This window comes from Eubacterium sp. MSJ-13, assembly GCF_018918235.1.
Classification (GTDB): domain Bacteria; phylum Bacillota; class Clostridia; order Lachnospirales; family Lachnospiraceae; genus Butyribacter.
Map to the genome: position 1 here is coordinate 1 of NZ_JAHLQE010000115.1, position 12,275 is coordinate 12,275.

Annotated in this window: 6 protein-coding genes; 2 read left to right on the forward strand and 4 right to left on the reverse strand. The window is 37.5% G+C overall.

Annotated features, from left to right (window positions below; all coding sequences use genetic code 11):
• Positions 1–182 precede the first annotated feature (182 nt).
• The 3 genes from KQI69_RS07285 to KQI69_RS07295 all read right to left on the reverse strand — a co-directional run bounded on the left by KQI69_RS07285 (position 183) and on the right by KQI69_RS07295 (position 4,599).
• Complete coding sequence (locus KQI69_RS07285) at positions 183–1,130, reverse strand: hypothetical protein (RefSeq protein WP_216564686.1); 948 nt, start codon at positions 1,128–1,130, stop codon at positions 183–185.
• A 239-nt stretch (positions 1,131–1,369) separates the two neighbouring features.
• Positions 1,370–2,254, reverse strand: a complete 885-nt coding sequence (locus tag KQI69_RS07290) for a LamG domain-containing protein (protein WP_216564687.1) — start codon at positions 2,252–2,254, stop codon at positions 1,370–1,372.
• 149 nt (positions 2,255–2,403) lie between these two features.
• Positions 2,404–4,599, reverse strand: coding sequence for a family 43 glycosylhydrolase (locus KQI69_RS07295; RefSeq protein WP_216564688.1), 2,196 nt, complete (start codon positions 4,597–4,599; stop codon positions 2,404–2,406).
• Positions 4,600–4,935: 336 nt separating this feature from the next.
• On the opposite strand from KQI69_RS07295, the gene KQI69_RS07300 reads away from it, so the two are divergent.
• A complete protein-coding gene (locus tag KQI69_RS07300) occupies positions 4,936–8,016 on the forward strand; it encodes a lipocalin-like domain-containing protein (protein WP_216564689.1) in 3,081 nt (1,026 codons plus the stop codon).
• A gap of 651 nt (positions 8,017–8,667) precedes the next feature.
• Here the strand turns inward: KQI69_RS07300 and KQI69_RS07305 are convergent.
• Positions 8,668–9,597, reverse strand: a complete 930-nt coding sequence (locus KQI69_RS07305) for a transcriptional regulator (protein WP_216564690.1) — start codon at positions 9,595–9,597, stop codon at positions 8,668–8,670.
• Positions 9,598–10,111: 514 nt separating this feature from the next.
• Between KQI69_RS07305 and KQI69_RS07310 the strand changes: the two genes are divergently transcribed.
• The gene (locus tag KQI69_RS07310; protein ID WP_216564691.1) at positions 10,112–12,097 is read left to right on the forward strand and encodes a glycoside hydrolase family 127 protein; all 1,986 of its coding nucleotides are present in this window, start codon (positions 10,112–10,114) and stop codon (positions 12,095–12,097) included.
• Positions 12,098–12,275: the final 178 nt, after the last annotated feature.

Below are 12,275 nucleotides of genomic sequence, written 5' to 3' on the forward strand. Positions count from 1 at the left end.
CCCACTTATTGCTCTACGCAATAGAAGTGGGGGACTTCCTTGATAGTGTTAAAATAATCAATATCTGTGATTTCCAAGCTTCCCTCAAACTTTTATTTACGCAAAATAGAGAGCCGGTAAAACCGACTCTCTACTCTGGATAATAAATGAGAAAATTTATGTTACAAATATAAACTTATAACCTATTTAACTTTTACAGTCTTTGTTACTGTCTTGTAACCTGACTTTGTAACCTTTACAGTAATCTTTGTGTTCTTCTTAAGTGCTGAAGAAACATTTAATGTAAAGTTCTTTCCTTTAACTGTAGCTGCTTTAGCTTTTGCACTTCCAACAGTTACCTTAACCTTTGCATTTGCAACTGAAACTGTTCCTTTGACAACCTTTGTGCCTGCCTTAGCTGTAACTTTCTTTACAGACATTGATTTTTTTGTTGTTGTATTTGTGTTATCATTTGACTTATCAAACGGATCATCACAAGCTTTTGTGATAAGTGCCTTAGGGAATTTTCCGATAGTGCACTTCTCACCTGTAACTGAAATATAAAGTTTCTTTCCTTTTGACTCATCATATTTGAATGTTGCTATACCTGTAATTCCATTGTTTGTAACTTTTACTGTAACTACACCATCTTTAATCTGTGTTGTATAAGATACATCTACACCTTTCTTATTAGCAGAAAGCCATGCTGCCCAATCTGCCGGTGCATTCTCTGTCGTAAATGTAAGCTCATTTGTTCCTGCATATCCTTCTGGATTTGCGATATCTCCACCAGCTGACCATGACCAAAGGTCTGAACGGATAACTGCTACTTCATCATATCCTTCTACAGCATAATCATCTCTTTTTACTTCATTCTTGTCACCATAGTAAATAACAAAACTTGGTGTATCCCAGTTGTTGATAGCTGTAGGATCATTATCTGTAATAGCCTTGAAATTAACTGTCTTTTCTGTCTCTGTAATCTCATCACCGTATGTATGAGCTGTCCACCAACCGTCAAATGTCTGTGCTCCTGTCTCTTCCTCTGCTGCCTGTGCCACTGCAACATTCTTATAACTTGGTACTGCTATAACTGCTGTAGAAAGTGCCATAGTAGTTGCAAGTGCTATTGCTAAAATTCTTTTTCTCATAACTGACTCTCCTCTCGAATCTAATTTTTTTAATATTTTCGTAAACTAATTTAGTTTTTATTATAATAACATGCTTATTTCTAAATGTCAACATATTTCAATAAAATTTTAAATTATTTTTGCATATTATGCATAAATAATTTAAACACTATCAAAAAAGCGTAGTGAAATTTTTACAATTTCACTACGCTTAAAAAACATTTTTATGTATAATTTATACTAAATAGATTCTATATCAATTATTTAGCGATAGCTTTTACCTGTTTAGCTGTAAGAGCCTTATCCCAAAGTTTAACATCATCAATGAGACCTTTGAATCCCATATCCCATGCATTAAGTCCTAAGAAGAATGAGTTAGAGTTTGACATAGTTCCTTTTGCAACTGTTCCGTTTCCGAAAAGCTTTCCATTTACATATGTCCATGCATGATAAGATTTAACATATCCTGATTTACCCTTTGTACCATACTCGCATGTCTGCTTTGTATTTACAACGAGTGTGATATGTGTCCACTGTCCAGCTTTAACAGCCTGCTCTGCTGTCCAAGTACCTTTCTTGTCCTGATGACCATACCATGGGAACTGGTCGTTCTTTCCGTTTGATACGCTGTGTGACCAGATAGTAGGAGTGTTAGTCTTGCTGTCAAGCCATGAATCCTGTGTGATTGAAAGCCATTTTGTGTTCTTAGGATCTGTGATATGATTTCCTGTAAAGAACATAGCCATGAAGTTTGAAAGGTTTGTCTCAGGTTTAACCCAGAAAGAAACTGTCCAAGAACCACTTCCAAGTTTAACATTCTTAAGCTGAGCTCCCATAGAAGCTGCTTTTCCGCCTACAGTTCTTGAAATGTAAAGAGCCTTTCCATGTTTACCTTTCTTATACTGAAGTTTAGCATTCTTGTTTGCTGTTGGTAAAACACCTGTCTTTGTGTTTCCTGTTGTACCGGCACTTATATCGCCTTTACGAGCAACACCTACTACATTTTTGTTTGCACCATTCATATCAAATGTGTACTTTGGCTTTGGAGCTCCTGCTGCATCAACTGATGCTGGTTTAGCTGCATATGCTGCTCCTCCGATGACCATAGCTGCTGCTAAGACACCACTTAAAAATTTCTTATACATTTTTATTCCTCCCTTTATTTAAAAAAATTTATTTCTTTATTGATTTGTAAATTATTTTAGCATTTGTTTATTTATTTGTCAACAGTTTATGACCAAATTATTAACATTTCGTAAATATAACCTTGTCATGCATAAATATACATATAATATTATTTAGCAATTTTTATTTTCAATGTCTTCATAGCACCTGTGAGTGTCTTTCCGTTATAATCTCTGTATGCTTTTACTCCAATCCAGTATGTCTTTCCTGCCTTGAATGTGGCATCATCTGATACTGTACACTTTGTTCCTGAGGCTTCTGTCACATATTTAAACTTACCATTCTTGCTTGTTTTATAATATACTTCGTAGCCTGTAACTTTTGCTACACCCTTCCATGAAAGCACAACTTTTGCCTTTTTTGCAGCTTTTTTCTTTGTAACTTTCGCTTTAAGGTTTGTAACTGACTTAATCTTTGGAAGAATTGATACTGATACTGACGCAGTCTTTGTAATATCTCCTTCTGTGTATGAAACAGTTGCATACTGTGTTCCTGCTTTACCTACATCTACCATTGAGTAATCAACTTTATAATCAGTAATCTCTTTCTGTGTTTCGTCTGAATAGATTGCTTTTACACTTGTAAGGTTCAGTTTTGTAATCTTATCTCCCTGTGTTATAATGTTTGAGCCAGCTTGCACATTAAGTCCACGAAGCACTGTAGTCTCACTGCTTTCACCTACAACAAATGTTGCTGCCGTCTTATCTGAACCATCTGTGAGCTTTAATGCATCATTTACAATAGTAAGATACTGTCCCGGTTCAAATACACTCTCAAATGAAACTCCATCCTCAGAACCATCTAATGCTTTTATGCTTCTGAATGTCTGTCTTTTTGCTGTCTCCTCTTTTCCATCTGAATCCTGATTAAGAGTAACCTTACCATTGTCATTTACAGTAAGGTAAAGACCTGATTTATTTTCAGACTGTATTGAAACATACGCAGGTTTTGTCTTGTCTGCCTTTCCGTCAGTAAGAACCCACTGTGAATCCTTTACATCAGAATATCCCATAGCACCTACATAAACATTCTCATAAGGATAATCTGCATCAGATGTTGAATTGAGGAAGTTCTTATGTGCAAGTATACCTGCACCTGCCTTTGTGTATATCTTAGTAGTAGTTCCTGCTATACCAGCAGTAGTTTCAGGCACTTCATCAATACTTCCGTCCTCATTGAATTTAAGTTCTGTTATGTTTGCAACTCTGCGGTATCCGTTTCCACCTGCAAGTGCACCATTATGATAAATAAAATATGTCTTTCCCTTAAAATCAATAACTGCCATATGGTTTGTATTTGATGTTACATTTGGTCTTGCTATCTCATTTCCATACTCCCACTGACCATTCATAAGGTCATCAGTTGTAGAGTATGCCATACCTTCTCTCCAGCCTGATGCATAGAAGAGATAGTATTTTCCATAATAATTTCCATTCTCATCCTGTCTTCTGTAGAGCCACGGTGCTTCTGTATATGGACCTTCCGGTGAATCTTTCTGGATAACATCAGCATCTTTTACTGATTTACCGCCTGTAATCTTTCCGTCACCATTCTGGTCTTTTACTGAAATCATATCATCGTTAAGTTCGCAGATATAGAAGTTTCCATTTCCCCATGCAAGATAACGATGTTCCTCGCCATTCTCATCTTTTTCTATCCATACTGTAGGATCAATATCATTCCATGTACTTGACTCAGTACCTATATCAGTAATTTCACCGCTTACAACAGGTTTTCCAATATCCTCAAACGGACCTGTAGGACTGTCTGAAACAGCAACACCGATAGACTGCTGTCCGTCACTTGTTGTCTTGTCCCATGTACAATAGTAGAAATAATATTTTCCATTATGCTTTATAGTCTGGGCTGCCCATGCTGAATTTGCTACATTTGCCCATGAGATGTCTTTTGCTTTCATGATCTCGCCCTCATATTTCCAATTGAGCAGATCTTTTGTCGAATAGCATATCCATCCGTCAATAACATATGAATCTCCCGTAGCGATATCATGTCCCGTATAAAGATATACGGTATCTCCGTCTACCATCGCTGAAGGATCTCCGCCATATGTAAGTTTACCGTTGTTGTCATAACCTCCGATAGGATTTGTGTACTGGCTCTTAGCCACCTCAACCTCACCCTCACCAAGCGGTTCTTTAGTAATGCTGCTTCCTGACGCCGCCGATGCCGTATCGTTCTCAGATGCTTCTACCTTGTCCAAACCTGCGAAGCTGTTTATCGCAGGTACAGATGTAACTGCAAGACTGAGTGCAAGCACACTTGCAAATAACTTTGTCTTTCTCATACTCTTTCTCCTCTCTATAATCCATTTTTCTTGTTCAGATGACTGCAATATATCTCCTGCAACCATCTAAAGTGACACAATATCTCAATATTTTTAGCAAAAGCAAAAATATTTTATATTTTATTTGATATTATATACAACTCCTATAAAATATGCAATATAAAAGATGATTTTTTTCATACTTTTTATATATTTTATATACAAATCTCGTTTTTAGTTTAGTTTTTTTCAAAATAAAATAGTATTTTTATTGTAAATAGTACTTAAATATGATATTCTTTTATATGAATTAACTATAAATATTACAATTATTCAAAATTCCACGGAGGTAACATCATGAAGAAAAACTTTAAGCGTGTTGGTGCTATAGTGCTCTCGACAGCACTTGCTTTCTCAAATGCATCAACTTTAGTACCACAGCTTTCCTTATTTAATAGTGAAAGTATTGCAAAAGCAGCAAGCGTAACTCATATCTCAAGCTCTCCAAGCAGAGTTTCCGTACATGATCCTTCTATTACAAAATCATCAGACGGAACATATTATGTATACGGCTCACATACAGCAGCCGCAAAATCAAATGACCTTGTAAACTGGACTAAACTTTCAAATGACCTTAACGCAGGTGATACTTCTACTGCGACCAACAATTTCGTTTTCGGAAATATATCTAAAAATCTCAAAAAACCATTTGAATGGGCAGGTGACCACGATGCAGATGCCAGCTTTTACAATGTATGGGCTCCTGATGTTTTCTGGAATCCCGACTATGTAAATACTGACGGAACAAAGGGAGCTTATATGATCTATTTCTGTACAAGCTCAACTGCTGTGCGCTCTGTAATCGCATTTGGTGTATCACAGAGTATCGAAGGTCCATTTGAATGTGTAGATACACTTATCTATTCCGGCTTCACAAAAAATAAACCTGTCTTTGAGGCGGCAAAGGATACAAGCTATACAAACACAAATATTCCTGAGCTTATAAAAAACGGACAGATTGAAAAATACGATACAAACTGGTCATCAGGTGACTCATACAATAACAGCTATGCCCCAAATGCCATCGATCCTGAGATCTACTATGACAAAGAGGGTAAAATGTGGATGACATATGGCTCATGGTCAGGCGGTATCTTCACACTTGAGATTGATCCTGCAACAGGTAAAGCTAAATATCCCGGAAAAACATACACAAGAGATGACGGTCTTTTGGTAGACCAGTATTTCGGTACGAGAATCGCAGGCGGCAAAGCAAAATCAGGCGAAGGTCCTTTCATGCTTTATGATGAAAAAACAGATTACTTCTATTTATATGTGTCATACAACTACCTTGATTCCATAAGCGGTTATAATATGAGACTTTTCCGTTCAAAAAATCCTGACGGACCATTCGTTGATGCCGCAGGAAACAATGCAAATATGTTTGTTTCTGAAGACAAAGACCATGAAGATGTAGGTATTAAAGTTATGGGAACATACAAATTCTCATGTCTTGATAAATATTACAAATCAGAAGGCCACAACTCAGCCATGATAGACGATGACGGTCAGATGTACCTTATCTATCACACAAGATTCTCAGACAGCGGTGAATACCACGAGTTAAGAGTTCACCAGCAGTTCCAGAATGAAGAAGGCTGGCCTGTAACAGCACCATTTGAAAATAAGGGTGACAAGATTTCAGAAACAGGTTATGCAAAAGACGATATCGTTGGTGAGTACGAATTTATAAACCACGGAAAATCCGGCACTGCAACAGCAAAGACACAGTCAATAAAATTAAATGCTGACGGTACTATCTCAGGTGATGTGACAGGTACATGGACAGCAAAAGACGGCACTTACTATATGAACGCTGTTATCAACGGTGTAACTTATAGCGGTGTATTCTTCCTTCAGCATGATGAGTCAGCAGAATGTAAGAAGGTAATGACATTTACTGCCATCGGCACAGACAACCAGTCTATCTGGGGAGTAAGAAAAGAAGCATACAAATATACGGATAAGGAGATACTCGAAAGAGCATCAAATGATCTTGATTACAACTGCCCTGTCCCTGCAAAAACAACTTCTGATATAACCCTTCCAACAGAAGGCTTTGACAACTCAACCATCACATGGACTTCAAGCAATGCTGATATAATCTCAAATGAAGGAAAAGTAACAAAAGCCTCGGACGAAACAGAAGTTACACTTACCGCCGTTATAAGATCAGGCAGTGAAACAGTCACAAAAACTTATAAGACAACAGTTCTTGATGCCACACTGACACCTGATTTCAAATATGACTTTGAGACAGTAAACGACAAGACTGTACCAAGCAACGGAAAATCCACAGCAGATGCAACAATAACGGGAAATGCAAAAGTAAGCAAGGATTCATGGTACGGAAATGTACTTACCATCAAAAACAGCAAACAGGGTGAAGGCTACTTATCACTTCCTGCCGAACTGTTCAAAAACATTGACAAATCAGGCTTCACAGTAGGAATGTGGGTTAAGACAGGCTCTGAAACATCAGATGAAACTGCATTGTTTGAGGCAAAATCAACAAACAACCGCAACAACTACCCATACACAGCACTCCATTCAAGCGTCTATGCTGATTTTGTAAGCCTTGATGGAATAACTAAGGGTAATTACCAGTCATCATTTATAACTGGCACATGGAGTTATGTCGTTTACACTGTTTCTACAGATGGTGTCAGAACATATCTGAACGGAGATCTGATGTCAACACAGGCAACAGACCTTTCAAATGCACTCTCCGACAATAAACTTTCAGATATCGATGATATAAGAATAGGAAGTGGAACACTATCAAATAGTAACGATGTACAAAATGCCCAGTTTGACAACATTGAATTTTATTCAACTGCACTTACTGAAACTGATGTAAAAACAAAATACAATGAAGAAAACACAGCTTATCCTTCGTTTACACTTAACACTTCTGCCTCAACACTTTATGTCGGTGGAAACACAGGAAAAACAGCTAAACTTTCCATATCTTTAACACCATCAGTTAAAAAAGATGTAACATACACTTCATCAGACACTAAAGTTGCATCAGTAACAACAGACGGTCAGATTTCAGCAAAAAAAGCAGGAACAGCAACAATAACAGCAACAGTAACATCAGGTGATAAAACAAAGAAACTTACAAAGAAAATCACCGTAAAGAAAGCCTACATCAAATTTGCAAGCAAAAAAGCCACACTCAAAGTAAAGAAAACAGCAAAATTCAAAGTAAAAGGCTACGGTGTCAAATTATCATCAATAAAATGGACATCAAACAAACCAGATGTACTTTCAGTAAATAACTCAGGAAAAGTAACAGCAAAGAAAAAAGGAACCGCTGTTGTCACAGCTAAAAGTGGAAACTTTAAAGTAACATATAAGGTCACAGTAAAATAAATCACTTCACATGTTGGTCAGTTGACACTTGACACTTGACACTTGACACCGGGACCGATATGGAATTTCCGACTCAGAGCCGGCTCTCGCCTCGGAGAATATCAGTAGCAGTACATAAAGGCGTAAAAAACACGCCTTAAGTACTGACTGACATTCTAAACGCTCTTCGCTGAAAATCCCATATCGGTCCCGGCTGTTTTTTGTCCAAAACAACTATATTGCAATACCAATACAGTCAAGCAGATATTCGCAATGCGCTTTGCTACCTGTTCATAACACTATTAACTGCTATCACAGTATATCAGAAGGGGCTTGTCACCCCTTAGTGTCAAATAATAAAGCAGAGTCAGGATATCAAATCCTCCTGACTCTGCTTTATTTTCCATCTTATCAAAAAAACACACAATCTACCCTTCGCTTCCCCAATTTAACATCAAATAACACTTCGCCACCAATCGCACCAACACACACAAACAGCCGTTGAGGATGGATATTATGCAGCAAATGGCGTTTGAACACTGTCGGCACTCAGGGCACGTTCTCTGTGCCCTTATGTACCGCTACAGTGTTCTCCGAGGCGAGAGCCACCCATTTGTCGTATAATATCCATCCTCAACGGCGTCCGTCCGCCACTCCCCCCAAAAAACCAAATTATATCTCGTCCTCCGCCATCGGCGTATAACTTATCGCAACATTTATATCCTGTCCATAATTTCCAAATGACTTGCCAAAAAGTGTAAGTCCTCCCTTATGTGTTGCATTCTCATCCACACCAAGTTTAAATCTGATATTGCTTCTGTAATCAAGATTAAAATCATTTATAGTGACATCTGATATCTTAAGTCCGTCAATAAATGTTCCTTTCCTGTTTATTACAAGAAGTTTTAGAAGTCCATACTGATTCCAGTTCTCAGGCCACCATGTCGGTGTAAAAAGACCTTTTACATCACCGAAATCTCCCGGTGATGTCCAGCATCCAAGTGGCTTGTCATTAAGATAAAACTCTATATCTGATGGCCAGTCACTATTGACTCCCGGTGCTTCTGAGCTAAGTTCCATAGTGATAGATATCTGGGTAATCTTCTGGAATCCCGGAATAAAGTTCGGTATAACATACTCAACAAAACCATTTGTAAACCAGAGAATTTCAGCATTATATCTGTCAGGATGCTCAAAATATCTCGCATCATCAACTTCTCCTATAAGAGCCTTACTTGAAGCAAGTCCACATGTAGGTGTAATTTCATAATTTGAATAATGACCAACCTTTATTTCAGTATTATATACATTTTCATCCTCAACCTGCTTTTCAAGATCAATAACTATTCTGTCCCAATGTACAGAACATATCTTCTGATTTCCATGAACAACCGACTCCGCAGATGTCGTAATAAGACCACAACTCTCGAGCTTTTTAATATGTCCTGTAAGTGCACCGTTAGTAATATTAAGTTTGGCCGCCAAATCCTTCATGCTCATGTTGCTGTTCTCAAGCAATATATTTAATATCTGAATCCTGACATCCGAACCCAATGCTTTAAATATTTCTAGTCCTTCATCCAATGATGTAATGTGTAACATTGTGTCTACCTCTTTTCCATGCAATTTTCTACTGTTTACATAATCAAGCAATAACATTCTTTTTTATTTTTTTCAATTTTAAATACAAATATTTTGAAAGCTTTTTGTTTTTATTTACAAACTGCTAAACGATTATATATAAAAATCAAATATTTTTACTATTTTCAACAAAAAATATATATTTTAACACATATATTATAGCATTTTGTATATTTATTATACCCAATAACTGCTAAATAGTCAATAATATACTAAATCATTTTACCTTTTGTCAAAATAGCAATATATTACCATCACAAGCAATATACTTATATATGAAATAAATACACTTAAAACAACATTTTTTGATTGATATTTGATTTATTTTTAGATATAATTAAATTACTTTAGCAACTTATAAACACATTTACACTTAGCTGACTGCTTATGAGCAAAAGCACTCAGCTTTTATGACGACACAAATTTTAAATTTGCGCCGCCTCTTTGCAAAAGGCTGCTCAGAAAAGAGGACAGTATGAAAACAAAAAAATTAAATCTTTTACCACTTAAAGCACTTAAAGTAGATGACTTCTTTTGGAACAAATATACGGGACTTGTCACAAAAGAAATCATTCCTTATCAGTGGAAAGCACTGAACGATGAAGTAGCAGACGCAGAACCAAGCCACTGTATTGACAATTTCAAAGTTGCCGCAGGACTCAAAAAAGGAACTTTTCACGGCTGGGTATTTCAGGACACTGACCTTGCAAAATGGCTTGAGGCCGTTGCCTATTCCCTCTCCTATGAACCAAATGAAGCACTTGAAAAACTTGCGGATGACGCAATAGAACTTGTCGGTAAAGCCCAGCAGGAAAACGGATACATAAACACACACTTCTCTATCCTTCATCCCGGCAAGCAGTACTGCAACCTTAAAGAAGGACATGAGCTCTACACGACAGGCCATTTTATCGAGGCAGCGATTGCTTATTATGAGGTAACAGGTAAAGATAAATTCTTAAATATAATGAAAAAGAACGCAGACCTTATATGCGAAGTATTCCACACCGAAAAATACCAGAATGCAGTTCCGGGACACGAGGAGATTGAACTTGCACTTATGAAACTCGCCACCATAACAGGTGATGACAAATACGCAGATATGGCAAAAGACTTTATCGACAGACGAGGAACAGAGCCAAATTATCTATTCAACGAAAGCAAAAATAAAGATTTCATTGATGTATGGCACGATCCAAACCCATATATAAACGAATACGGTCAGAACCATCTCCCTGTAAGAAAGCAAAAAACAGCTGAAGGTCATGCGGTAAGGGCAACTTACCTCTACTGTGCAATGGCCGATATAGCACAGAAATATCAGGATGAATCATTATTTGAAGCCTGCGAAAACCTCTACAACAACATTGTCAAAAAGAGAATGTACATAACAGGTGGAATTGGAAGTTCAGGCGTAATGGAACGCTTCACAACAGACTACGACCTTCCAAACGATACAAATTACTCAGAAAGCTGTGCCTCAATAGGGCTTGCACTCTTCTGCCGCCGCATGGCACAGATAACAGGTAACAGCAAATACATAGATACAATGGAACTCGCACTTATGAACACTGTACTTGCCGGAATAGCAATGGATGGAAAGAGTTTCTTCTATGTAAATCCGCTTGAAGTGTGGCCTGACAACTGCATCCCTGCCACTGACAAAAACCATGTAAAACCTGTCAGACAGAAATGGTTTGGCTGTGCCTGCTGCCCTCCAAACATAGCAAGAACATTAAGTTCACTCGGTGAGTACCTCTTTATGCAGAGTGATGACGGATTATTCATAAACATGTTTGCAGGCGGTGAGTACAAAACAACAGCACTCGGCGGATACAAGAAGTTAAATATTCAGACGAGATTCCCATTTGAAGGAAAAATAATAATATCAATATCCGACATAGCAGACAAAACCTCCGGAAGTGACACACCATCAGACAAAAAAATATATATAAGAATCCCTGAATATGCACAGAACTACAAAATAAAGATAAACGGCTGTGATATAAACTACAGAACCGAAAACGGATACGCCGTATTGTCAAAAGACGATATAGCATCCGCATGGAAAGGCACATGCATAGAGATAAACTTTGAAATGCCCGCACACTTCGTCTACGCCAACCCAAAAGTGCGTGCAGACGCAGGCAAAGTAGCGATCAAAAAAGGACCACTCGTATACTGTGCGGAACAAATAGACAACGGAGAAAACATCTCATCAATAATGGTAGACATAACAAAACCTATAAGCGAATATTGGGATGACAACACATTAGGCGGAATAACCGTCATAAAAGCACATGGCAAAACAATAAAACATCCTGAAAAATACGACACCGAAGAACTCTATTTAGACGAACCGGCAGAACTCGGTTATAAAGAGATCACCTATGTTCCATATGCAAACTGGGGCAACAGAGGAGCAGGCGAGATGTATACGTGGCTTAGAAGATTTTGTTAATCCGTTGAATAATATGTGAACATTTAAACTAATACTTGAAAAAAATACTATAGATTTATATCAATTTACAAAAGCCGTACGAGAGAATAATTTTTGATTATCAATATCTCTCACACGGCTTTTGTTGCGGTAAAAGGTGACTTTAGATTTTATAAAAGTATCTGTTGCTGCATCTAAC